We start from the raw sequence: 24,274 nt of genomic DNA on the forward strand, positions 1-24,274 counted from the left end.
TCAGAAACAAAAATAATGCTCCCATCGGGGGAGATCCCCTGTCATGGGGGACGAGCCTTTATGACCGGCCGGGCAGGGACTCCTCCAGAATCATGTCCGTCGTTTCCCTGTATTCTTCCAGATGCCGCGAGACAAGGTGGTTGATGAACCCCTCCAGAGTGACCTTTCCGTTTCTCGAGGCTCCCGCCAGGATGGACAGTTTCCGGTGCAGGGCGGCGGGAATATGCAGCGACCGACGCTGCACGCCCGCAATGCCATGCAGGTATTCCTCCCCGTAGACGGACGGTTGCATGGGGCCATTTTTCCTTGCGGGACGTATAATGTCGTTACCGGACGTTCCACGTCTCTTCCGGGGACAGGCAGGCGCTTCCCCCATGATCTCACGGATGCGGTCCGCGTCCATCCCGCCAAGACCAATCCGCTCTTTTACGTTCTTTCCTGTCATGATATGCCTTCTTGGACAATGACAACGTTTTATCGGCGAGGTGTTCCTCCCGGCTGTCCGTCCTCATCCCAGGGACGGTAGACCTCACCGAGCAGGGAGGCGATGTCCTCCCTGTGTTCCTCCATATGGAGTTCCAACAACCGGATGATAAAACCGGAGATGCTGCCGCAGCCGGCGGCCCTGACCAGCATGGCGATCCGGCGGTGCAGTCTCCCATCAATGTAGGCGGTCTTCCACTCAGCGGCTCTGGGAGCGGGAACCAGAAACCTCCTCTTGTATTCCTCCGGACCTGTCACTTTCCCTGCCCGGACCTGACTTCCATGACTTGGTATCTCCACCACTGGTTCCAGGGATGGGGAAACGGGAGCTGACAGAAGGTTCCCCGTGAGTCCGACCCTCTCGAGAACGATATCGGAAAGCCGGTTCTTTTCCTTTTCTGAATCCATATTTTAAAATCTTAAATTATTAAATTACACAACTGGTATTGTCTCGGAATACAAAATAAAGGAAGAAGAGAACAGGATGAAACCACCTGTCACTTATAGTCATCCAAAGTCAGTTATTGTCATGATACACATGACGGGGGGGACGGAGATGCCGTTCCGTTCGGACGGTTCTTCCTATGCGGAGGCGACATCAGAGGCCCGTAGTGGTGTGGAAAAGCGAGCGGGATTCCGTTTCCTTGTCCACCGTTCCTTTTTAATCCTTATGGGCAGGCGTGAGAGCGCGCATCCGTCCGGATACGGATTCTTAAATTATCGGTCTATGGGAGTGTAAAAGTATTAATCCGTTAATGGAGAATTATGAAGGAAGACCATAAGGTGTACACGGCTACATTCTCCATTTGCAGAAGTGTAGAAGTAGTAATCCATTAATGAAGATAATGCAGAAAAACCATAAACCATATACGGCTCACTGCCGCTCTCCATTTGTAGATGTGTAGAAGTAACAATCCATTAATGGACAATAGGGCATGTAAAGGGCAGATTTCCCGTATATTCGCCTCCTTATTCCCGAATTATGGACGTAAGTCATATGATTATGGAGAGATATCCACCCTTTTATGGGGAGAGCAGCCGGCAAACACCTGATGGAAATGCCTCGTAAATCACAGGAGAATAGCCATACAATGGGCTAATACACAATAATTATTGGATAAATGTGGTCCGCTCCTGCGGACAGCAAGTTGTGTTTTCGTTTAACGAAAACAGGACGGTTTAACGGAGAATACACCGATAAACCGTTACTTATTTCAAGCTCCAGCGTCGCTTTTTACATATCTAACTATAATTCATTTGAAATCACAAAACAGATTGAACCGAATGTGGTTAGTTTGTCTGTTTATTTCATGTCCGAATCATTAGTATGCTATGTTGCAAAGTTCGTATTCATTATGAAAAAATCCGCTTACGAGAACAAGATATTCAGGTAATTTGCCATCCTTTCCCCAAAGAAGTTCGATGTTAAAAAGTTCAGAAAGCGTTTTGGCTATGTCAAATCCGAAGGCTTCGAGTGACGGACGCACTTTTTCCGGGTGTCGGCATGGTGTGCCGCAGTTACGCGTACACTCGTTATCTGAGCAGTGAAGATATTTACCTATATAGGCAAATGAACGCCCTCCATATTTCCGTTCCATATCCAATAATTCGCTCTCGATTCGTATCCGTTCCGGTAAAATGAGTTTTTGTGTATATTCAATCGGAATATCTTTGTCTTCAGGGATTATCTTCGTTGCCATAAGATGTGCATACTTGTATTGTCGGAGAAACGATTCCGTATCAAAATCAAATGGAGGACACCCCCAACTTTTACCGTAATTGGTACATTGTTTGCAAAGTTCAAGAAAATGTAGTTCGTCACGGAATTCGGCGATGTATCCTTCAACAGTGATGTCTGAAGTAAAATTTTCTACAGTGTATATACTCATTGTTTCAAAATCATTGTACCGCATAAGGAGTCGAAACGGATGTTTTCATTTTGGAAAAGTCTGTCAATGTATCCGCTTTTCTGCATTTCAGACGCGGTCAAGCAACTTAAATTCGGGGTATCTAACAATGCTATCGAATCGCACATGGACAACGCGATGTCAAGTTCATGTGTCGAGAACATGATACATTTTTTCTCGTCGTGGACAAGCCTACGAAGCAACGCCACAAGTTCGTAGCGATTAGGCATGTCAAGAAAGGAAGTCGGTTCATCAAGGAGAATGATAGGAGTATCCTGTGCCAATGCACGAGCAATCATCACACGCTGGCATTCGCCATCCGACATTTTATCCATCGTGCGGTTTGCATAAGCCTCCATTCCCACCGAAATGAGCGATTGCATGACTATCTCCTTATCTGTTTCTTGCATCCTACCTATCCAGTTGGTATAAGGAGCACGGCCTATGGCTACGACATCCTTGCACCGCAGGTTGGCGATGCGCGTGCGCTCGGTCGTGACGACAGCCAGCGTTTTTGCCATATCTTCGGTTTTCATGCAGGCGATGTCGTGCCCGTCGAGAATGATTTTTCCGGAATAACACCGGTTCAGACCGGCTATGGCGCGGAGCAACGTCGATTTTCCTGTCCCGTTTCTTCCGATAAGGGCTGTCAGTTGACCTTTTTTTATCGTGGCATTTACCTCGTGGAGCAACGAGTTTTCTTTGTAACCTATGGAAAAATGCTGTAATTCTATCATGCGGTGATGGATTTGTTGCGTAAAACCACCCATACGACGATTGGGATTCCCAATAGAGCTGTAATGGCGTTGATCGGCAAGGTGAATATTTTAGAAATGATGTCGCAAAGAAGCAATATCGATGCTCCCGAAAGAATTGTTCCGGGCAGAAGGACATGATGATCGCTATTTTGGAAAAGCATTCTTGTGACATGAGGCATAGCGAGACCTATGAAACCTATCGGACCGCAAAAAGCGGTTATCGTTCCGGCGAGCAGCGTTGTCGAGAGAAACAACAGGCTGCGTGAACGCCGAATATTCAGTCCCATTGTTACGGCATATTCCTCTCCGAACAGCAGGAGGTTAAGCGGTTTGATGGTCAGTACCGCCAACAGCAGTCCGGCAAACACCGATGGAACAAGAATCAGAAGTTGTCCGGAGGTGACGTCACCCAAAGCCCCCATCGTCCAAATGACAAAGGCTTTCAGCGATTCCTCTTTGCTGAGGTACTGCAATATCTGCACGACAGCACCTACGCCCGATGAGAACATCATGCCCAGAATCAGGATTACCATGATGTCTTTTATTCGCTGTCCGACGGCAGTTATCACGAGCAACACGACAGCCGCACCCACCCACGCTGCTCCGGCAATGCCTATTGATGAACCGATCCCGGCAAGTACCACAAGTGCCACACCGAGACTTGCACCGGAACTGATGCCAAGGACATAGGGACCGGCAAGAGGATTACGGAAGAGGGTCTGCATCTGAAGACCGCTGACCGATAAGGCAGCCCCGGCCAACAGTGCCACTATAGCTTTTATGAGGCGTATGTTGAGTACGATTTTTTCCGTGGCACGGGAACAATTTCCCCCGGTCAGTGCTGCCCATACATCGCGGATCGGAATGTTGACAGCTCCCACGGCCAAGTCCAGTAAAAAAAGACCGACCGTGAGCGTAATCAATATGGAGAATAATATAGTCGAACGGGAACGCATCTATTTCAGTTGCTTGTAATACACACACTCTTCCTGCACCAGTTCAGGATGGAATATCTTCACGAGGTCGCGGAGCACGATGTCAGGATTCACGACGGCAGACTCGTAATAGTCGTTACCCCCGGCTGTGTTGGTACGGGCGTTGTTGTTATACACCTCTCCATTTTTGAAACATCGGGTATCGGTGAATTTCGGACATGATGCCTTCAAGTCGTCAAGGGAGTTCGCCATTCCCACGTTCAGCCACATGTCCGCATCCGACGCGAGCAGATATGCTTCTTCTAAGTCAATGGGGATAGAAGCGTTTCCCGTGTTCTTCTGGTAGATATAGCGGCCTCCCGCATCAGTAATCAAGCGGGCTACATAACTTTGGGTTGAAGGCATGAACCACGAGTCGCCATAGGGAACATTAAGCATAACCGAAGGAGTGCCGAGGGTACTGTCGGCCACTTTCTTTTTCAAGGCGTTGTATCTGACCGGGATTGCGGCAAAGGCTTTTTCACCCTTCTCACGTTTTCCTGTGACTTCTGAAAGCACTACCATCCATTCGGCCTTGCCGAGAGGCGACTCTTCAAGATAATCGCCGACATACATGAACGGTATGTCGAGTTCTTCGAGTTTGCTTTCCATTGCGCTTGCGCCGTTCACCCCATAGAGCAGAACGAGGTCGGGATCGAGCGAGAGCAGCAACTCGTAGTTGATGTTCCCTTCATAGCCGACATCGCCAATACTGTCGCGGCGGGCTTGGATGTCTGGGTTGGAAATGTAGTCGATTCCCGAAACGCCGGTTATACACCGGACTTCACCGATTGCGTCAAGCATGGCGATATGAGTGGAAGACATCGCCACGATGCGTTTGGCGTCTCCTTTGAGTACCTGTCCTGCAAACCCTTCGGGAACCTCTTCACCGTTGCGGACGATAAACAGCCATGTGGTTACACTGTCCGCTCCCTGCCAGGGATTCCTGACGGTTATCAGTACGCTTTCCTTCCCGCCCGCCCCTTTGATGTCGAAGCCGGAGGCATATTCGGGAGCATAAAGCAGCAGGTTGAAATCATTGATTTTTGAGCTTTTGTTGTGGCAGCCTGTAAATGCCAGAGAAAGCAACAAAATCAGGCTTAAATTCTTTAATGCGTTCATATTGATGCAGATTATCGTTTACTATTTTTGTTTTTTCCGAACTTGGGTGTTATGCCGATGAATATCTCGAAATTGATGCCCGGCATGGGACGGGACAATACGGAAAGGTATTCTTCATCGAACAGGTTGTTGATGCTGCCCTTTAGCGACAGATCGGCCCATCGGAAAGAGAGCTGTTTTTCCAGTGTCACGTTATTCATGAAGTAAGGGGGCAGATAGCCCGTCAGGGTATAGTCATTACTCGACATGGTATAACGCTGGCTGTAATAACACCATTTGTAAAGCAGGCTCCATGTCCGCCATGACAGACGTCCGGTCACCGTTGCGGAAAACTCCGGCACGTATGGCAACTGTTTGCCGACGGATTGGTCTGCCGGACTCATCGGTTCGCTCTCGTTGATCGAGGGAGTCCACGAGAAAGTTCCGTTCATATCCAGTTTCCAGTCCTTTCCGAGCATTATATCAAGGTGGGCGTTGGTCTCTGCCCCGTAAGCATGTACCTTTTTGAGGTTTCTGGGGGAGAAGAATCCCTTGGTTGTGGGTAGCCAGATGATCCAGTCGTCGATGTGCGAATCGAACCAGTTGATACCACCGCTCAAAGCATATACATTTTCTTTCCCCACCGAGAACGACAACCCCACGTCGTATGTGAAGCCGTGCTCGCTTTTCAGGTCGGGATTACCGCCCGGCAGAAAATAGAGGTCGTTCAGCGTGGGAAAACGGTAGTTCCGGGAGATGGATGCTTTCGCCACGATATTGCCTTTTTTCGACAGTACCCCGTCGATGAAGAAAGCCGGGATAACCGGGGCCCATTCCGTACCGAACATATCCTCGCGAAGGACAAGCGAGGCGGCAAAACGATCGACAGGCCGCCATTTCGCAGAAACAGAACCGGAAAACTCGACACGTCCCTTGTCATACCCGACAACAGCCTTGTTACCTTCCTGCGAGATGATATTTTTGTCCGCGCTTTCCACCAAATGCTGGTGTACGGAAACACCGGCCGTGAACAGCCATTTCTCTGAAGGAGCATAATCCCCGTCCGCACTTCCGTAGAACGTGTTAATCTTACTGCGTGAGCGGGTCATCGAAGCCATTTCGCCGTTTCCCTTGTCCCGCTTGTAATCATAGGCCATCCATGTGTGTATATAGCCGCCTTTTACACCGACCTTCCATTTCTCCCGCACGCGATCCCACGAGAGGACGCCGCGAAACGTCTGCTCCCTTTGGCGGTTCTCGAAGTCCATGTCGTTCCCGTAATCCGTGCTGAGCATCGCCAGTTCCCGGTTGGAATTGATATACCAGGCGTTTAGCCCGAACTTGTCGCCTTCGCCCGTGTTATAATAAATTTCCTGCAAGACGTGCAGATCCTTATAAGCCCCGCTGCGGTTGCGTTCCGTCGGGTAATAGGAACCGATGATGTTCTTGTCCTCGTCATAGATGTTTTCCTTCTTGTCCCGGTTTCGGTATTTGTAGTCGTTGGGGGAAGAGGAATACACCACACGGGTGGAGGACTGCCAGTGTTTGTCACCGTAGGTCAGGCGGAGAAACTCGTCGAACGTGCTGAACGACCCCACTCCCTGCACGTACTGCAACCCGAACCCTTCATGGTTGGCCGGAGAAGTGGAGAGCCTGACCAGACCACCCAAGCCGCCGCCCGTTTCGTTTACCGATGACGTTCCGTGCAGCAGCGAGGCATCATCGATAAAGTAAGAAGGGATGGTGGAAAAATCCGTCATGCCCAGCATCGGGTTGTTAATGCGCATACCATTCCACGTCACTTGGGTATGCGAGGGAGAGGTACCCCGGAAAGCCACGGTGGATAACGTGGCGCGTCCGTAGTTCTTGACAAAAACGGATGAGTTGAATGTCAGCACATCGGCCATAGACAAGGCGATGTTCTCTTTCATGGCGATGGAATCGAAACGGGTTCGTTGCACGCCTATATCCTTCATAGGTCGTTTGCCCACCACCGTAACCTCCGGAATACGTAGTACCCTTTTGGTAATGCTGACGGAATTTTTCTGCTGGGCGGCAAGCAGAAAGGGCAGGCTTACCCCCACGAACAATAGAATAAGATGTCTTTTCATTTTTGTCCTCCTTCCTCGTTATTTCCAGCAGAAAGCTCCCGGAATGATTCCCACGTAAAATTCATCGATCAGCTTGCCTTGCGGCGAATAGCGATACACGATACCTTGTTGCTGGTAATCAATAGCGTCGGCCACATATACCTCCCCGTTGTTGGGATTGACCGTAAGGCCGTAGTATTTGGTGTCCCGAAACTCCAGAAAAGGCCGGACGGGAACACGGTCGGCTTCCACCGGCATTCGCCAAATATCGTTGTTGATCCAGTAAAGTGTATCCCGTGTACCGTTGAGCTGGACTTCCGAAGGCCAGTCGCCCAGCTTAAACTTGAACTGTTTCTCTACGGTGAAAGTCTCGGCGTCTATACGATAGAGAGACGGTGCCTCGTAACCGTATGGGCTGCCCTCGTAACCGCCATCCGTGATGGTCCACATCTTGTTGTATTTGTCCATGACCAGCGAAGTAGGTTGTATGCCGATGGTCAGTTCGTCCACGACCTTGTCCGTCTCCGTGTCGATTTTCAGGATGCGGTTCTGGTACGACCAGCAGTTCACATAGACGTACTTGCCGTATTGTACCATTTGTTCGGTGGAACCCGATTCCATGTCCATGTCTGGACATTCGATATAGCCGGTAATCTCGTATGTCTTGGGGTTGATGATGAAGATACGGTAGTCCCATATCTGCGTCACATAGGCTTTCTCATCCGACAGAAAATGGATATACCGGGGTGAGGTGAAACCTGTGATACGGCCCACTTCCTTGAAAGTATTGATGTCGATGGCGAAAATCACATGCGAGTTGTTCACCACGATCCAGCCTATACCGTCCCGGATAACCATAGACTGGGCCACATCGCCCAACTTGAACCCGTTGGCACGGTAAAACACTTCATTCTCCACTTCGCACGTGGCGGGATCGTAGTAGGAAAGCGTGGCATTGCTGTACTGGAAATTCCCCTCGTTGGTAATGAAAAGACCAGAGGCCGATACAGAGAAATCTTCCATCTCTCCGTAATCCCATTTCATGCAACTGCCGAAAACTGGCAGGCAGAAAAGAAAAAGGCAAATCCGTTGTATTGTTCTGCTCATTGTCATTCGGATAAAAAAGAGTACCCGAATCATTACGGGTACTCTGGTTAAGGTATAAGGTTTAATCCTGCTGCGTATATTGTTTGTCCTTCATATTTTGGAAGGTTGGGTTATACCCACATTTCGTCACGCTCCAACTTTCCCCCGTAATCATTCCGTTTTCTATAAACTTGCCGAAGAAAGTGTAGTCGGTAAATTTCGTCAAACCGTCAAAAACAACCCCATGCAAGGTCTCCAACTTCTCCATGGAAAGTGTTTCCTGAGAAAGAGAAGTCGCACTTTTTATCTGTAGCGTACCATCTATAGTCTGTAATTTATCACAAGTAATGCCTGTTGCTTTATTAACGAACAACCCTTCACCTCCTACGTGAAGCAATTCCGGAATATCCAGCGATTTACTTTGTAAAGATATTGCTAACGAACCCTCTCCCTCTTTATAATATACAGGAGAAGCAGAACAACAAACTTTGGATAGTAAGGGCAAGTTACAACTGGTAAAATTTCCAGACAAATAGAACTGTCCTCCCACTTCTTTCAAGACTGGCATTGTGATTGAAGCAAACATGGGTATTTGGATATATCCATATCCATCTATGATTTCCAAGTCGGGAAATTTGGCATTGCTTCGCATTTGGCCTGTCACATTTAGATTTCCATATACATGTTGAATTGTCGATATGGTATAATCGGTATTGTTGGTGGTTGGCTTACAAGTGAAGTCTTTGATATTCTTGAACGTGATTTCAGGGAACTTATTATTCGTGAGACTGGTGATGACAAAATTTACATTTGACAAATCTTCGGCTGTTTCAATTTTGGAGAGCTGCACCTTGTTTATAATTTCAATCTGGGGCGCTGTTTCTCCGAAGGTTTCAAATCGGGCGTTCGGCAACAGCAGTGTTCCGCTCACATCTTCAAGATAATCCAGCGTGATGCTTCCAAGTGTGGTGATCTTGCTCCAGTCGGGAAGTTGTTTGAGTGCCGTGAAATTCTTTATCTTTATCTGTCCCTTTATCGTTGTCAGTTTGTCCATTCCACCGAAAGCCTGAAGCACGTCATTTCGTTGGGGAACAAAACTACCGGTAGGAGGAGCTTCCATATTGGCTTCCATAATAATACTTCCGTTTACTGTTTCGATTTCCGGAAGGTTGATGGTTTCCAACATCACGGGGACGGTATGGAAATCAAGGCCACCGGTCTCTTTCAGCTTAAGGAAGCTCATGGAAGTCAGCTTGGCAAGATTGTTTACGGACAAGACCCCTCCGACACTTGTCAGTTCCGGTATTTCCAAAGACGCAATCGAACCGGCTGCTGTGTTCTCTTCATTGAGTCCTTGAAGATTCAGATCCTGACCTACAGTAGTCAGAACCGGAAACTCAAAACTCTGTAACGACGACGCATTGAACATCACGCTTCCTTCAATAGTTGCCAGTTTCTCGAATAGGACATACGTCACTTGGTCGTTATATACCGATATGTCTCCGGAGAGCGTTTCCAATGCTTTCATGGAAATCATGTGAAGTTCCGTAGCTTTCGAGGCGACATCGGTCGAACCTACCTGTAAACCTCCGGCAGAAACGATATTATCCAACCCTGTCAAGTCTGCACCGTTGTAACTGTTACGAATGACAATGTTGCCAGTAACCTCTTTCAAAGATGCCAATGCAGATATGTCAGTGATTTTTTCTGCCTCTTCCGCATCAGAGCCGATAATCAGGTTCCCTTTGACAACGGTTGTTTTGGTTGCGGCAAAAGAAGCTACCTCCTCGGTGGTCTTCAACTCCACATCTCCGTCAGATTCTATCTCGCTTTTCACGACCTTATAGGTATATTCGCGGGCATCTCCGTTATAGGATGTCACCCGGAAGGTTCGTTCGTTATCCCAGTCCGTTACCGTTTCAGGATCAGGTATGATTGTTGCAGAAGTTGTGTACTTGAATTCCACTTCGGCGTTGTTCAGCGATACCGTATAGGGAACGGTTATTGTTACTGTATTGTCCGTAATGTCGGCCGTGTACGATTTCCCGTCCACGGTCATCACGACCGATGTGATGAAATTTTCATCTGCATCTTCAGGTATAATTTCATCGTTTTTGTCACACGCTCCCAAAAAGAACAAGGATAGGAGCATGGGAAGAAAATAAATTTTCATACTTGTAATTTTTATTATTTGGTTAGATCCTCAAAAGAAAATACCTCCGTAGAAACTTCGCCCAGCCAGCCGCTTTTGGCCAGAACACCGCATTGTATTTTGATAAAGTCAATATATTGCAGATTGGCTTCCGTTCCATCGGCATGGATGGCATTGGAAATTTTGAAACCGTTCCTTTGTCCGCTTCCATCCACCGTACTGCCGCCTTCTATCTGGTCGTTTCCGAAATTATCCACGTACCCCCAGTCATAACTCTGATTATCCCAATAACCGGTTTGAGAATCTTGGGTGTTGCGGGCGGCCAGACAAGTGCCTGTCAGGGTATAACTGTTTTCCGAAATCCAAGCCGGATAATAATAGTCTTGTGTATGATAAGCGGACAGATAGTCTACCCAGCCGTTTCTACCGTCGGAACTGATCCATTGGACATCCATTTTTTTGCCTTCCGGACGGTAATAGGTCACTTCAAAATTCTGTATTGTTTCTTCCTTGCCTGCTTCAGATCCTTTCAGTTCGTACCACTCGTCATCCGGCAATCCGTTTCCGTTTATATCTTGCATGACCCATACGATACCCGGTTCGGAACTGCCGTCAAAGGCGTTCCCCTGAACACAGAAATCATATTGGTTACCCGAATTGGGAATACTGTGGTCGAAGCCGACGATGATATAACCCCCGAAAGAACCTAAAGAGACGTGCAGTTTGTCTTTCAAACGCTGTGTTGCCCATGCGACAGCCGCTTCAGGGGATGTTTCGTTGCCGGTCATACCGCCTATCGTGCTCGTCTCGTTGATAAATTGGCCGGGAGCTGGGGTATATTCATAGACTTTATTCCAGAGCTTGGAACTTCCCGAAGCCCGGAAGCCGCCTTGTTCCTTTTTGTCCACACAAACGACTTTTACGGTGGCAGTGACAGCCGTTTTCCCTTTGTCGATATTCCTGCTTATTTTTTCCGTCGGTGTGTCTTCCGACACAGTACAGGAGACGGTGTATTCTCCGGGTGCGGACGGCGTGAACTTGAACATGCGTTCCACTTCTCCTTCCATGACCTGACCGTCCACACTCCACTCAAAACGGGGATTGTCGAAATACTCCAACAACGGACGCAGGAAAACAGGACGGTCGGCAAAAGTGTACCTGTCCGTGGATGTTTGCAGGTAAGACGGGGTCGGGAATTTGACAACGTAGGGCATCGTTTCCACGACCTCTACGCTTACGTCTTTCGTTGTTGTCCCATCTATATTGGAAGCGTTGATTGTCACCGTATAAACACCGAGTTCTTTTTCATTGAAAGTATAAGTATTCTCGGTGGAAACGATTTTTCCTTCCCGTACCCATTCGATTTTGAACCCTTCGACATCCGAATGCTGAATATCGGGAGTAAATGTGTAATCGGTATTCCGGACGACTTTTAGCCCCTGCGAAGGTAGTGCCAGTGAGATGACCGGAGGGGTGAGTTCTTTCACTTCTACTTTCAGTTCCTCTTCGGCATAGCCTTCCGCATTGTCTACTCTTAGTTTGACATAAAAATCCCCGCATTCATTCCATGTACGTTGAAGAGACGGACCCGAAGAAACCAGCGTACCGTCTATCGTCCAAGCAAAAAGAGCATCTTCAACATTCTGGTATGTCGGGGCGATAGTCAATTCGTGATCGACCTTGACAGTGTAAATACCGGTCTCGCTGTCAAGTTCTATTATAGGTTGTCCTCCTACTTCTTCGGTAATGACTTCATCCTTGTTGCAGGAGGTGAACAGCATACAGGCAGAAATAATAAAATAGTGAAAACGATGCATGATGTGTGGATTTTAGAAAAATAACAGGGATACCCCCGACAGAAGGGATATCCTTGTATTCTTTTTATTGTATGGTGATATCATCAATACAGATATAAGCCGGAGTATTCAAACCGTATGCTCCCGAATCCGAACCCTCGAAGTTGAATTTCACACTTTGCACCCCTTCGGCATTGATTTCCCAATAATCCCATATCGTGATAGGATCAACCTGTTGTTGGCCGTTACGATAATCGGCTAAAAGACGTTTGTAAGTGCGGATCAGACCGCCATTCGCATCATAACATTCCAGATTCACTTGGAAATACCCTTTCATCTCTTTCAGAGGAGTCGCTACCCCCGTAGAACCGAACTGATTACCATAAGTAATGACACCATAAGTGTATGAGGTGTTGCAGATCCACAGGCCGACCAATTTCCGGGGAACATTGAAATAAAATTCTGGTTTAGCCATCCATGCCTGATTGTAAGCATCCACATATCCGTAAACGACACCGAAATTGGAACCGCTGTGCCCGGCTTCCTTATTCTGTCCTTCCGCTTCCACCGCAGTGTTATAGACAGAACATTGGTTTAGATAAGAATACCACCAGTCTCCGGTATTTCCCGACTGATTGGAGCGGATGTTCCAGTTGGAAAGTGCGATGCCGCCGCTGGAATACTCTGTGCTTCCACCTACAGTATTAAACATTGAAAGGAAGAGATATTCTTCCGGAGTATTGTCGTAAATGGTGGTTACTTGAGGATACCCTTGGTACGAATAAAGATTTTCTCCGGCCGAGGTAGGTCCTGCTAACATGCCGGGATCGAAATCATCGAAAGTGATAGTTAAAGTACCGTCCGGATTTGTCACAGCACGGGTTTGCGAAGTTCCGGAATCAACCGGGTCCATCAAAAAGTCATCGTCCGAGCTACAGCCAGAGAACAAGGCGGTTGCGGTAAATAGACAGGCACCTGCCAGAAAGCGTAATTTTCTTTTCATAGGTCACTCATTTTAATGTAAAACATATTATTAACAAACACAAAAAATTCCCGTTCGTGCGGACTTACACGAACGGGAATATGTCTGTCTTCAAATATTGAATGGCCGATGAGCTATTCCTTATTTGATTACGACCCGTATATCCCGCAGGTGTAAATCTCATTCCGGTCATGGCAGGTCTTCTGACTCGTCCCGGTCATCGTGCCTTCCCGGTATTACACCAGTGGCAAAAGTTCGATGTCCGTTTTTGTGGACTCACAGCAGCGGGTACTGTCCCGGATTTTCACCGGGTTCCCTTTTCATTCGGAAGGCGTAAACCTCCCGAAACCATTTCCCGACTGCAAAATTATCTATATTACATATCAATTCCAAATAATTCATAATATTTATAATAAAACACACAAAGCATGACAACCGTACTGTTTTAATTAGAGCATTCAAGTTTACGACAAACGAAGACGGTAATTATCATACACAATATCCATAAACCAACAAAACAGCTTGCCATTTTCCATAACAATGCGTTCTGGAATAGATAACTGTTAGCTGCAATTATGCAAGCAAAAAAAGCAGACAGAATAATGACTATTAATATCATGCACCAGAAATTAATCCTATAAATTTATGGAAAACAAGTAAGGGAATGGAAGTTCCGTTGCCGCATGGATGCAGGTGAAGGACCTTCTCTTTTAACGTTGGATACGCCAATGCACGCCAACGGAAGACTCTGATATTATCTGTTTGGAAAGGATATAGGATGTGCGTTACTTTGTCGCATATTCAGAATCTTAAAAAGAATTTTAGTATGGAACTGACAATTATTGAAACAAGCGCGTATTAGGAGTTGAGAAAGCTGGTCAGCACGCTGGTCGTACAGATGGGCGACTTCCAGAAAAAGATTGCCCCGCCTGCGCCGGACAAGTGAATGGATGCGCAGGACGTATGTGATGGACTTATGCCCAAACACTTTCTGAAGAGTTTCCAGCAGCATCCCCTTGAGTATGGCCAGAACGGCAAATGCGTGGCGTCCGATGTGCGGGGTGACCTCGCCCCGGAGTTGCATTTCCTGCCTATGATTCCAAGACTGAGCCGCATGGCATTGTATTCACCTACCGGAAAGACACATTCGGGGAGTCTTTCTTTTCATCCGTACCCCTATATTTTTCAATCAGTTCGATAGCAATGGGCAATAATTTTACGACATACGCCACTCCCGTTTTTATACGGTTGCCCATCAGCCATGTACCGCCGTCGGAGTCGGTATGGATATTATCGTATGTTATGGCTTTCAAGTCCACATAGGAAAGACCGGTGAAGCACATGAACAGGAACATGTCGCGCATGGCACGCTGGCGTTTGTATCTCGGTTCTATATGGATTATCCTTTGCAGTTCCTCTTCGGAAAGGAAAGAACGCCTCTTGTATTCGGGCATACACTCGAATGATGCGAACGGATGAACCCGTATCCAGCCTTTTTCCTGCGCGATATACATCAGCCACTTCAAGGTATTGACACGCCCGAAGACAGTGGAGTTTGCCAAAGCGCATGTACCGAGCATCCAGTTGTAGTAATCCTCGATGAATGATTTCTCAAGTTCTTCGATGACAATATCCTCTGCATTCTTCTTGCTTTTCATGAAAAGCAGGAGACTCTTGTAATCGGCAACCAGACCGCAGTAGGTGCTTTCGGCTTTCTCTATGCCGATTTTCTTTTTATACGGTTCCAGCTGTTCCCTGAAAAGGTTCATAAGGGTGTGGCATTCCTCTGAGAAGCCGACATAGCGGTTATAGACTTTCTTGGCTGTAACAAAACTGTCGTGGTCGCAGATGTACTAGTAGTGCCTGGTGATTTGCGCCTTGATATTGTCAAGCTCCTGATTGAGTGTACGGGCCTCCTCGGACTTGCCTTTGGCCCGGTTGGTTTTGACGTCCCACAAAGCGAGGGACACTTCTTTCTTACAACTGAAACCGGCTTGGGTTCCATTGATGGTGATACGGCCCATAATCGGTGTCTTTCCGTTTTTTACAGACTGTTTATTCTCAAAACACTTAGCTATACATGGTCTGCGATAAGCTAAGAGAGATTCCCCTTACACAAAAGCATGGCATCTCCTTGTCGTATCTCGCCTTTATACTTTTATGTATAGTAGTCTACCGGATCGAATGAACAAGACCTATCCCATACATAAACCAATTTAGACTGCTATGTTATTTTTGAGGAAGAAGATGGAATGAGACCAGATACCCTCTTTAAGGCTGACTGTAAGTCGATTAAATGTAGAAAAAGATTGCTTTTGTCACAAGTAAAGTGTATATTTGCATTGAAAGAATCGTTCTTTGACAGAGGCAAAAGAAAACAGAATATTGTAATTCGCTCGTTTCTAAATCGTTACCTGATATTAATTAAACAGAAATAACTGTTTAATTTTCAATTAGATAGAGATTGTATGATGTTTCGCCGCATATGAACTCAGATCCGTAGTCAGTCCCAGCACTTGTTTCAGAATCATCAGCTGATAATTAAAGTTGCGCAATGCCAACTGGTATTCCTTATATGCCTCCTCCGTTCCTTCCTTGCTGGAAATCAACGAAAAGAGATAAGGAGAAGCAGGATCGGTATTCATATGCTGTTTGATCAATTTCACCGCTTCCGGCAAAAGAGTCACAGTCAGCATTCTGCCTGTTTTCCTCCGACGATAAGTAAGGACATTTCCGTCTATATCATGTTTTTTCAGATAAGCAAGATCGACGAAAGGCATACCACGCAGCAAAAACATTAATATGAAAAAACCACGAGCACGCTGCAATTCCCTGTTTCCCGAGTGCAGCTGTTTCGGAAGATCTTTCATAAGACGTTCCATATCCTCTTTTTCCAATGCACGCTTTTTATCAGCACGTGTCCCCGTATAGACATACCGGAAATGATGCGGTACATAAGGTGCAATGCGTCGGTCTACTGCTCGATTGTACACAGCTCTCAGCGTACGCATATAAGTAGAAACCGTATTCCAGCTACAATTTCTTCCACGCAGATACGCTTCAAAACTTTTCAAAAACTCCGGAGTCACTTTTCGGAAAGGCAGATTCCCGCTTTCATTGAATGCAAGGATTGCACTCATGCTACTCCTGTAAATATGGGCGGTCCCATAATTCCCACTTTCCCGTAGCCCGTCGGCTACCTTCTTCATAAATGAAATTAAATTCCCCATTTTTTACTGTTTAAAATGATCAATAAAGGCTGCTGCAAAAGAGAAGTGAACCCTTCTCCACATTCCCCGGCAGTGCCTTTTTTCCTATTCCCAATCATAAAGATACAAATCTATTGCCACATTTGTTTGATGTACCCCCAAAAACATTCGATACCAGCTCACAGCCGATCATTTTCTCCAAAACATTTGGCTATCTGATAAATAATTCGTTACTTTGCACCGCTTTCGCGCAATCGCTGTCAAGAGAAGAGATACTTGGTATGTTGCGTTGTAACGATAAAACAATTTAATAATAACAACAATGGATTTAATTAAAATTGCAGAAGAAGCATTTGCTACCGGTAAACAGCACCCGAGCTTCAAAGCAGGAGACACTGTAACAGTAGCATATCGTATCATCGAGGGTAACAAAGAACGTGTACAGTTGTACCGTGGTGTTGTTATCAAAATCGCCGGTCACGGAGACAAGAAACGTTTTACTGTACGTAAAATGTCAGGTACTGTAGGTGTAGAAAGAATTTTCCCAATCGAATCACCGGCTATCGATAGCATCGAAGTGAACAAGGTAGGTAAAGTTCGTCGCGCTAAATTGTATTACCTGCGCGCTCTTACTGGTAAGAAAGCTAGAATCAAAGAAAAAAGAGTTAACAACTAAGCTGAACTCTGAGATTCGAAATAAAAAAGAGGAAGTTCCGGCAACGGGATTTCCTCTTTTTTATTTCAAGCCATCTCTCTTCCATACTTTTGTCATAGCGAGCATTTGAACATAGTGACACCATCCTGCCGGTATAGTGTCACTATACCTACGGGATACTGACACTATGCGATCAGGATAGTGTCACCATCGCAAAAATCTCTATTGTTCGATTGACAACAATAGTGAAAGTGGAGTTCAATGTCCCATCTTTAAGATTTCTATTATTAAAAAGCAGAGAGAAACCTGTGTTCCAGACGAATTATTGCACAAAATGACTTATAAATATGCAATACACAACTGCTTTTCTGCATAAAATCCATGGATTATGCAAGTTTTAAAGGATTAAAAAGAGTTTTTGGTTTTAAAGGAACGAGGCGTTGGTTTTAAACCAACGGAATCTTTCTTTAAAACCAAGTTCATTTTACCCACCGAATATCACAAACTCATCTACTTTCAGACGATTTGAATTCTATTTCAACTCCTGTTCCCAACATCCAACAAATATCATTTTGTTACCTAAAAACAACATTCACAAACAACACACTATTAGAAAGGGCGCAAACAGATCAAATAAACAGCAATACACGATATATACAAGCACAAAGAGAACCATAGATACAAAATTTATCGGTTATTCATAGAGCGGACCAGGAATTAATGTTTTTTTAGCAACCATAGACGCATAAAATGTTCTAAAGTCTATTTCGAAGAAAAGATTCGTTTTTCCATATAAGTACCTATCACCACCTACCTCCCCACTTTATATATTGAAAAATAGTACATTGTTTTGTTTTTCAATACATAATATTTTTTTTGAATAAAAGAGTGCAATCATGAGAGTATAGCCAAAAGTAAAATAATTGAGATGTTAAAAACGTATAGATATGGCAAAGATTCAGAATGAGACTGCTTATAAAGCTGCAATGGAAAGAATAGAAGAACTTCTTCCATTAGTTGATGATGACACTCCTTTATCTGACAAAAATCTTATTGAACTAGATTTATTGTCAGCACTTGTAGAGGAATACAAGGATGAGTATTATCCAATAAAAACTCCTTCTTTGGTTGATATCATGAAACTTCATATGTATGAAATGGGACTCAGTCAGGCTAAATTATCAAAATTGCTTGGAGTCAGTCCTTCCCGTATCAGTGCTTATTTTACTGGCAGAAGCGAACCAACCTTAAAAGTAGCTCGTGAAATTAGCAGAAAATTGAATATCGATGTCAATATTGTATTAGGGGTATAAGATTCTTTGTTATTTTTCAGCATGCCTGTAAAACCAAAAATCCCCGGAAACTCAACGCCCCCGGGGATCCAATTACCTTTATTATTAAAAAAATGATATTATTCTTTCAGATCTTTCAATTCCCAAGCCAAAGCACTGGCACCCAGTACAGCAGCATCAGAATCTTTCAGTTCGGAAACAAGCAATTTAGTCTTGCCTTTGTAGATATTCAGGATATTATCATCGATTGCTTTCTGAATCGGCTTCATGATATAATCACCCGACTTAGCCAAACCACCGAACAATACAATTGCTTCAGGGCTGGAGAATGCAATAGCGTCTGCCAAAGCCTCACCTAAAATATTACCTGTAAATTCGAAGATTTCCTGTGCCAGTTTATCACCTTGTACAGCTGCATCATATACATCTTTTGAAGTGATGTTTTCAGCAGGAATATTACGAAGCAAGCTTGCATCAGTACGAGCAGCCAGGAATTCACGAGCTGTACGAGCTACACCGGTAGCCGAACAGTAAGTTTCCAGACAGCCTTTACGACCGCAACCACAAACACGACCGTCACGACGTGCAATTACGTGGCCCAATTCTCCGGCAAAACCGTCATGACCATAAACCATCTGACCGTTGATAACGATACCGCTACCTACACCTGTACCCAGAGTGATCATAATAAAATCTTTCATACCACGGGCAGCGCCGTAAGTCATTTCACCGATAGCAGCAGCATTAGCATCATTGGTCAAAGCAGTAGGAATACCCAGTCTTTCTTCAAACATAGCAGCCAACGGAAGAATTCCTTTCCAAGGCAAGTTCGGAGCAAATTCAATAGTTCCGGTATAATAGTTACCATTAGGAGCACCGACACCGATACCTCTGATCTTATCTACACCACCATTAGCGATGATCAACGGAAGCAAGTTTTTGCATACTTCGTCAGCATATTCTGCAGCAGTCGGATAGCCGGCTGTTTTAATCGAGCTACTGGCAATAATAGTTCCGCGTGCGTCTACAATCCCAAAGACGGTGTTTGTTCCGCCTATGTCAATACCTACTACGTAGGGTTTCTCCATGTTTGAATTCATGATACTTTATTTAAAAGGGTTAGTTAATTATAAAGTTTACTGCACACAAATTACGTAAAGAAGATTGAGTCTACAAAATGTTTTTTCAAAAAAGTTCACTCTGTTTGCAACTTTTCGTATCTTTCATGCGTCTAATAGTGAAAAATAAAAAGAAAAAAGAAACTTAATAAGGGAAATTGTGATAAAACTAACAGACATTAACAAGACCTACAACAACGGAGCACCTCTCCATGTACTCAAGGGCATCAATCTCGACATTCAGCGAGGTGAGTTCGTTTCCATCATGGGAGCTTCGGGTTCGGGCAAATCTACTTTACTAAACATATTAGGAATACTCGATAACTACGATACCGGGGATTATTATCTGAACAACGTACTTATCAAGGACTTGAGCGAAACGAAAGCTGCCGAGTATCGAAACCGTATGATCGGATTTATTTTCCAGTCATTCAACCTGATATCATTCAAGGATGCCGTAGAAAACGTGGCACTTCCCTTATTTTATCAAGGTGTAAGCCGCAAAAAGCGAAATGCACTCGCTCTGGAATATCTCGACCGGCTGGGACTAAAGGAGTGGGCACACCACATGCCAAATGAAATGAGTGGCGGTCAGAAACAACGTGTAGCCATCGCCCGCGCATTAATCACCCAGCCGCAGATCATCCTTGCCGACGAACCGACAGGTGCTCTGGACAGCAAAACTTCCGTAGAAGTAATGCAGATATTGAAAGACTTGCATCGAATGGGAATGACCATCGTCGTCGTAACCCACGAAAGCGGTGTTGCCAACCAAACGGACAAGATCATCCATATCAAAGATGGTATTATCGAACGGATTGAAGAGAACCTCGACCACGACGCCTCTCCATTCGGCCAAAACGGAATTATGAAATAAGTAATAGGTAATAAGTATTAAGTATTAATTCCATGCGGTCACAGCGCAGCCTAATACTTTATACTTAATACCTAATACTTATTACCTATTACTTATAACTTATTACTTAAAATATGATTGATATTTGGCAAGAAATATATAGTACCATCAAACGCAATAAGTTGAGGACTTTTCTCACCGGATTTGCCGTCGCATGGGGAATATTTATGCTCATCGTCCTGCTGGGTGCCGGCAACGGGCTGATTCACGCGTTCGAACAGTCGGCTTCGGAACGGGCCATGAACTCCATCAAAATTTTTCCGGGATGGACCAGTAAATCATACGACGGTCTGAAGGAAGGAAGGCGGATACGACTGGATAACAAAGACTTGAATACGACCAATAAGAATTTTCCGGATCATGTCATCAAGGCCGGAGCAACCGTATATCAGGGAGGTGTGAACCTTAGCTTCGGGCCGGAATATGTCAACCTGAATCTTTCCGGAGTATATCCCAACCATACGGAAGTGGAAGTAGTAAAACTTTTCAAGGGGCGTTTCATTAACGAAATCGACATTAAAGAACGACGGAAAGTAATTGTGCTCCACAAAAAGACTGCCGAAATCCTGTTCGACAAAACACATACTGATCCCATCGGACAATTCGTGAATGCGGGCAATGTTGTCTATCAGGTAGTAGGACTGTACAATGACAAAGGTGACAGCGGAGACAGCGATGCTTATCTTCCGTTTACAACCCTGCAAACGATTTATAATAAAGGAGACAAGCTGAATAACCTCATCATGACCACCAAGAATTTGGAAACAATAGAGTCTAACGAGGAATTCGAAGCCCACTACCGTAAAGTGATCGGCGCCAACCAGCGTTTTGACCCGACCGACCATAGCGCCATCTGGATATGGAACCGTTTCACCAATTATCTGCAGCAACAGCAAGGATCGGCGATGCTTCGTATTGCCATTTGGGTGATTGGCATTTTCACCTTATTAAGCGGAATTGTCGGAGTTTCGAACATTATGCTGATTACCGTTAAAGAGCGTACCCGAGAATTTGGCATCCGCAAAGCGCTCGGAGCCAAACCGCTTTCTATCCTTTGGCTGATTATCGTAGAGAGCGTCACGATTACCACCATATTCGGATATATAGGTATGGTTGCAGGTATCGGAGCCACCGAATGGATGAACAATGCCTTCGGAAACCAGACTATGGATAACGGTATATGGTCCGAAACGGTATTCCTGAATCCAACGGTTGACATAGGAATTGCCATCCAAGCTACACTCACATTAGTAATAGCCGGAACATTAGCCGGATTGTTCCCTGCCCGCAAGGCAGTCAGCATCCGACCGATCGAAGCACTTAGAGCCGATTAAAGATTATGAGAATAGACATAGATACTTGTGAGGAAATCCTCATCACCATCACAAGAAATAAAACGAGAAGCCTGCTGACGGCATTCGGTGTATTCTGGGGAATCTTCATGCTCGTGGCGCTTATCGGCGGCGGACAGGGATTGCAGGATATGATGCAAAAGAACTTTGAGGGATTCGCCACCAACTCCGGCTTCCTTGCCGCCCAAAAAACGGGAGAAGCCTACAAAGGATTTCGTAAAGGACGCTGGTGGGATCTGGAAGCCATCGACATCGAACGCCTCCGCTCGCAGGTAAAGGATGTGGAAGTCATCACCCCTTCCGTTGCCCGTTGGGGATCCAACGCTATTTATGGAGACAAGAAATACGATTGCAGTGTGAAAGGATTATATCCCGACTATCTCCATATCGAATCACAGGAAATGGCATACGGGCGTTTTATCAACGACGTAGATATCCGTGAAGCGCGTAAGGTCTGCGTTATTGGCAAGCGTGTTTACGAAAGCCTGTTCAAACCGGGAGAAGACCCGTGTGGTAAATATGTACGGGTAGACGGCATCTATTATCAAGTCATCGGCATGTCTTCTTCCGAAGGAGATATGAACATACAGGGACGTGCCTCGGAAGCTGTCACCCTTCCATTCACCACCATGCAGCAAACTTATAATCTGGGCGGACAAATTGATGTAATCTGCTTCACCGTCAAACGTGGCGTAAAGGTATCCGATGTACAACCCCAGATGGAAGGAATCATCAAGGCAGCACACTACATTGCCCCTAATGACAAGCAGGCGCTTATGTATCTGAATGCTGAAGCAATGTTTTCCATGGTGGACAACTTATTCACCGGTATCCATATTCTGATCTGGATGGTAGGTTTGGGTACCTTGCTGGCAGGCGCCATCGGTGTATCGAATATCATGATGGTGACAGTGAAAGAACGCACTACAGAAATCGGCATACGCCGTGCCATCGGTGCACGCCCCAAAGACATCCTGCAGCAAATCTTATCTGAAAGCATGGTTTTGACAACCATCGCCGGTATGTTCGGAATTTCTTTTGCTGTCATGGTGCTGCAACTGGTTGAGATGGGAGCGAACTCCGACGGAGGAGATGCCCATTTCCAGGTCAGCTTCGGACTAGCAGTCGGAACCTGCGCCCTGCTGATCGCATTAGGAATGTTGGCAGGACTGGCACCTGCTTACCGTGCAATGGCTATCAAACCGATTGAAGCGATCAGAGATGAGTAGAAGTGGAGAGTTGAGAAGGGAGAGTTGAGAGTTAAATGAAGAATTAAAAATTAAACATATATATTCAAGATGAAAAAGTATCTGAAAATCACATTATTGGTAATTATTGCCATAATCCTTGTCGGAACGTTCGTATTTCTTTATCAGAAATCCAAGCCTAAAGTGATCGTATATGAAACACTGGCAGCAGAAGTCACAGACCTTGAAAAGACTACAGTAGCCACCGGAAAGGTAGAACCAAGAGATGAAATTTTAATCAAGCCTCAGATCTCCGGTATTGTAGACGAGGTATTCAAAGAAGCGGGACAGAGCGTAAAAAAGGGGGAAGTAATCGCCAAAGTCAAAGTAATTCCCGAACTCGGACAACTGAACTCCGCAGAAAGTCGTGTCCGCCTGGCAGAGATCAATGCAAAGCAGGCCGAAACAGACTTTACCCGTATCAAGAAGTTATATGAAGATCAGCTTATCAGTCGTGAAGATTACGAAAAAGGAGAAGTAGCGGTAAAGCAGGCACGGGAAGAGAATCAGACTGCCAAAGATAATCTGGAAATTATAAAAGAAGGAATCACTAAAAACAGTGCTTCATTCAGTAGCACCATGATCCGCTCTACTATTGACGGATTAATTCTGGACGTACCAGTGAAAGCCGGTAACTCCGTAATCATGAGTAATACATTCAACGACGGTACTACCATTGCTACGGTAGCAAACATGAACGATCTGATTTTCAGGGGAAATATTGACGAAACCGAAGTGGGTCGCATCCATGAGGGAATGCCGATTAAACTGACGATCGGAGCTTTACAGAATCTGACTTTTGATGCTATTCTCGAATATATTTCACCGAAAGGAGTAGAAACCAACGGAGCCAATCAATTTGAAATCAAAGCTGCTATCACAGTTCCGGATACCGTGCAGATTCGTTCCGGCTATTCTGCCAATGCAGAGATTGTGCTCCAGCGTGCCAGCAAAGTACTGGCAGTACCCGAAAGTACGATTGAGTTCAGCGGTGACTCTACGTTTGTATATATCATGACGGACTCCGTACCACAACAGAAATTCGAACGTACACAGGTGACTACCGGAATGAGTGACGGTATCAAGATTGAGATAAAAAAAGGTGTAACCGCTAAGACCAAGTTACGCGGTGCTGAGAAAAAAGATAAATAACTAA

At 45.5% G+C, this 24,274-nt stretch carries 19 protein-coding genes, 2 pseudogenes and 1 riboswitch; of the genes and pseudogenes, 7 read left to right on the forward strand and 14 right to left on the reverse strand.

Features of this window, described 5'->3' with window-relative positions; all coding sequences use genetic code 11:
- Positions 1–58: 58 nt before the first annotated feature.
- Together KTR07_RS11315 and KTR07_RS11320 are read right to left on the reverse strand one after the other, a co-directional pair.
- The gene (locus tag KTR07_RS11315) at positions 59–445 is read right to left on the reverse strand and encodes a DUF3408 domain-containing protein (protein WP_008766285.1); all 387 of its coding nucleotides are present in this window, start codon (positions 443–445) and stop codon (positions 59–61) included.
- Between the two features lie 29 nt (positions 446–474).
- Complete coding sequence (locus tag KTR07_RS11320) at positions 475–891, reverse strand: DUF3408 domain-containing protein (protein WP_004327094.1); 417 nt, start codon at positions 889–891, stop codon at positions 475–477.
- 121 nt (positions 892–1,012) lie between these two features.
- Here KTR07_RS11320 and KTR07_RS11325 point away from each other — a divergent pair, with 121 nt between their 5' ends.
- Positions 1,013–1,222 (forward strand): hypothetical protein, encoded by a 210-nt coding sequence (locus KTR07_RS11325; RefSeq protein WP_005829337.1) that lies wholly within the window; start codon positions 1,013–1,015, stop codon positions 1,220–1,222.
- 583 nt (positions 1,223–1,805) lie between these two features.
- Here KTR07_RS11325 and KTR07_RS11330 read toward each other — a convergent pair.
- The 11 genes and pseudogenes from KTR07_RS11330 to KTR07_RS11380 all read right to left on the reverse strand — a co-directional run.
- Positions 1,806–2,372 (reverse strand): DUF2284 domain-containing protein, encoded by a 567-nt coding sequence (locus tag KTR07_RS11330; protein WP_113748135.1) that lies wholly within the window; start codon positions 2,370–2,372, stop codon positions 1,806–1,808.
- Positions 2,369–3,127 carry an ABC transporter ATP-binding protein gene (locus KTR07_RS11335; protein WP_004289235.1) on the reverse strand — a complete coding sequence of 253 codons (759 nt, stop codon included), beginning with the start codon at positions 3,125–3,127 and terminating at the stop codon, positions 2,369–2,371. The genes KTR07_RS11330 and KTR07_RS11335 overlap by 4 nt, the downstream gene beginning before the upstream one ends.
- Positions 3,124–4,104, reverse strand: coding sequence for an iron ABC transporter permease (locus KTR07_RS11340; protein ID WP_004311292.1), 981 nt, complete (start codon positions 4,102–4,104; stop codon positions 3,124–3,126). Before KTR07_RS11340 ends, KTR07_RS11335 begins: the two co-directional genes overlap by 4 nt.
- On the reverse strand, positions 4,105–5,244 hold the full coding sequence (locus KTR07_RS11345) for an ABC transporter substrate-binding protein (protein WP_004289233.1): 1,140 nt from the start codon (positions 5,242–5,244) through the stop codon (positions 4,105–4,107).
- Positions 5,245–5,255: 11 nt separating this feature from the next.
- Entirely contained in the window at positions 5,256–7,334 is a 2,079-nt protein-coding gene (locus KTR07_RS11350) for a TonB-dependent siderophore receptor (protein ID WP_004311295.1), read from the reverse strand.
- Positions 7,335–7,352: 18 nt separating this feature from the next.
- Positions 7,353–8,453: a YncE family protein gene (locus KTR07_RS11355; RefSeq protein WP_004293828.1), complete on the reverse strand. Its 1,101-nt coding sequence runs from the start codon at positions 8,451–8,453 to the stop codon at positions 7,353–7,355.
- Between the two features lie 28 nt (positions 8,454–8,481).
- Positions 8,482–10,572 carry a lipoprotein gene (locus tag KTR07_RS11360; RefSeq protein ID WP_004311297.1) on the reverse strand — a complete coding sequence of 697 codons (2,091 nt, stop codon included), beginning with the start codon at positions 10,570–10,572 and terminating at the stop codon, positions 8,482–8,484.
- Between the two features lie 14 nt (positions 10,573–10,586).
- Positions 10,587–12,368: a PKD-like domain-containing protein gene (locus KTR07_RS11365; protein ID WP_117981424.1), complete on the reverse strand. Its 1,782-nt coding sequence runs from the start codon at positions 12,366–12,368 to the stop codon at positions 10,587–10,589.
- A gap of 64 nt (positions 12,369–12,432) precedes the next feature.
- Positions 12,433–13,350 carry a DUF4465 domain-containing protein gene (locus tag KTR07_RS11370; RefSeq protein ID WP_113748131.1) on the reverse strand — a complete coding sequence of 306 codons (918 nt, stop codon included), beginning with the start codon at positions 13,348–13,350 and terminating at the stop codon, positions 12,433–12,435.
- 154 nt (positions 13,351–13,504) lie between these two features.
- Positions 13,505–13,697, reverse strand: a riboswitch (cobalamin riboswitch).
- 599 nt (positions 13,698–14,296) lie between these two features.
- Positions 14,297–15,353, reverse strand: a pseudogene (locus KTR07_RS11375) (tyrosine-type recombinase/integrase); the annotation flags it as partial.
- Between the two features lie 447 nt (positions 15,354–15,800).
- Positions 15,801–16,559 (reverse strand): annotated as a pseudogene (locus tag KTR07_RS11380) (tyrosine-type recombinase/integrase); the annotation flags it as partial.
- 301 nt (positions 16,560–16,860) lie between these two features.
- Here KTR07_RS11380 and rplS point away from each other — a divergent pair.
- Both rplS and KTR07_RS11390 read left to right on the forward strand, forming a co-directional pair.
- Entirely contained in the window at positions 16,861–17,214 is a 354-nt protein-coding gene (gene rplS, locus KTR07_RS11385; protein WP_005675578.1) for a 50S ribosomal protein L19, read from the forward strand.
- Between the two features lie 926 nt (positions 17,215–18,140).
- The gene (locus tag KTR07_RS11390) at positions 18,141–18,506 is read left to right on the forward strand and encodes a type II toxin-antitoxin system HigA family antitoxin (protein WP_117981423.1); all 366 of its coding nucleotides are present in this window, start codon (positions 18,141–18,143) and stop codon (positions 18,504–18,506) included.
- 98 nt (positions 18,507–18,604) lie between these two features.
- Here the strand turns inward: KTR07_RS11390 and KTR07_RS11395 are convergent, their stop codons facing one another.
- Complete coding sequence (locus KTR07_RS11395; protein ID WP_008763623.1) at positions 18,605–19,585, reverse strand: ROK family protein; 981 nt, start codon at positions 19,583–19,585, stop codon at positions 18,605–18,607.
- Positions 19,586–19,763: 178 nt separating this feature from the next.
- Here KTR07_RS11395 and KTR07_RS11400 point away from each other — a divergent pair, with 178 nt between their 5' ends.
- The 4 genes from KTR07_RS11400 (at position 19,764) to KTR07_RS11415 (ending at position 24,270) form a co-directional block, all read left to right on the forward strand.
- A complete protein-coding gene (locus KTR07_RS11400) occupies positions 19,764–20,480 on the forward strand; it encodes an ABC transporter ATP-binding protein (RefSeq protein WP_008765150.1) in 717 nt (238 codons plus the stop codon).
- A 113-nt stretch (positions 20,481–20,593) separates the two neighbouring features.
- Complete coding sequence (locus KTR07_RS11405; RefSeq protein ID WP_008763621.1) at positions 20,594–21,853, forward strand: ABC transporter permease; 1,260 nt, start codon at positions 20,594–20,596, stop codon at positions 21,851–21,853.
- Between the two features lie 5 nt (positions 21,854–21,858).
- The gene (locus tag KTR07_RS11410; RefSeq protein ID WP_022470783.1) at positions 21,859–23,100 is read left to right on the forward strand and encodes an ABC transporter permease; all 1,242 of its coding nucleotides are present in this window, start codon (positions 21,859–21,861) and stop codon (positions 23,098–23,100) included.
- 69 nt (positions 23,101–23,169) lie between these two features.
- Positions 23,170–24,270, forward strand: a complete 1,101-nt coding sequence (locus KTR07_RS11415) for an efflux RND transporter periplasmic adaptor subunit (RefSeq protein ID WP_016269883.1) — start codon at positions 23,170–23,172, stop codon at positions 24,268–24,270.
- Positions 24,271–24,274 lie beyond the last annotated feature (4 nt).

The organism is Bacteroides sp. MSK.20.82, assembly GCF_019052485.1.
Taxonomy (GTDB): Bacteria; Bacteroidota; Bacteroidia; order Bacteroidales; family Bacteroidaceae; genus Bacteroides; species Bacteroides thetaiotaomicron.

What these genes read in the sequence shown, in the direction of transcription:
- KTR07_RS11345 (WP_004289233.1), bottom strand. Translation starts at nt 5,244, where the DNA reads ATGAACGCATTAAAGAATTTAAGCCTGATTTTGTTGCTTTCTCTGGCA.
- KTR07_RS11315 (WP_008766285.1), bottom strand. Translation starts at nt 445, where the DNA reads ATGACAGGAAAGAACGTAAAAGAGCGGATTGGTCTTGGCGGGATGGAC.
- KTR07_RS11340 (WP_004311292.1), bottom strand. Translation starts at nt 4,104, where the DNA reads ATGCGTTCCCGTTCGACTATATTATTCTCCATATTGATTACGCTCACG.
- rplS (WP_005675578.1), top strand. Translation starts at nt 16,861, where the DNA reads ATGGATTTAATTAAAATTGCAGAAGAAGCATTTGCTACCGGTAAACAG.
- KTR07_RS11350 (WP_004311295.1), bottom strand. Translation starts at nt 7,334, where the DNA reads ATGAAAAGACATCTTATTCTATTGTTCGTGGGGGTAAGCCTGCCCTTT.
- KTR07_RS11415 (WP_016269883.1), top strand. Translation starts at nt 23,170, where the DNA reads ATGAAAAAGTATCTGAAAATCACATTATTGGTAATTATTGCCATAATC.
- KTR07_RS11410 (WP_022470783.1), top strand. Translation starts at nt 21,859, where the DNA reads ATGAGAATAGACATAGATACTTGTGAGGAAATCCTCATCACCATCACA.
- KTR07_RS11370 (WP_113748131.1), bottom strand. Translation starts at nt 13,350, where the DNA reads ATGAAAAGAAAATTACGCTTTCTGGCAGGTGCCTGTCTATTTACCGCA.
- KTR07_RS11390 (WP_117981423.1), top strand. Translation starts at nt 18,141, where the DNA reads ATGGCAAAGATTCAGAATGAGACTGCTTATAAAGCTGCAATGGAAAGA.
- KTR07_RS11330 (WP_113748135.1), bottom strand. Translation starts at nt 2,372, where the DNA reads ATGAGTATATACACTGTAGAAAATTTTACTTCAGACATCACTGTTGAA.
- KTR07_RS11355 (WP_004293828.1), bottom strand. Translation starts at nt 8,453, where the DNA reads ATGATTCGGGTACTCTTTTTTATCCGAATGACAATGAGCAGAACAATA.
- KTR07_RS11395 (WP_008763623.1), bottom strand. Translation starts at nt 19,585, where the DNA reads ATGAATTCAAACATGGAGAAACCCTACGTAGTAGGTATTGACATAGGC.
- KTR07_RS11325 (WP_005829337.1), top strand. Translation starts at nt 1,013, where the DNA reads ATGATACACATGACGGGGGGGACGGAGATGCCGTTCCGTTCGGACGGT.
- KTR07_RS11320 (WP_004327094.1), bottom strand. Translation starts at nt 891, where the DNA reads ATGGATTCAGAAAAGGAAAAGAACCGGCTTTCCGATATCGTTCTCGAG.
- KTR07_RS11365 (WP_117981424.1), bottom strand. Translation starts at nt 12,368, where the DNA reads ATGCATCGTTTTCACTATTTTATTATTTCTGCCTGTATGCTGTTCACC.
- KTR07_RS11405 (WP_008763621.1), top strand. Translation starts at nt 20,594, where the DNA reads ATGATTGATATTTGGCAAGAAATATATAGTACCATCAAACGCAATAAG.
- KTR07_RS11360 (WP_004311297.1), bottom strand. Translation starts at nt 10,572, where the DNA reads ATGAAAATTTATTTTCTTCCCATGCTCCTATCCTTGTTCTTTTTGGGA.
- KTR07_RS11335 (WP_004289235.1), bottom strand. Translation starts at nt 3,127, where the DNA reads ATGATAGAATTACAGCATTTTTCCATAGGTTACAAAGAAAACTCGTTG.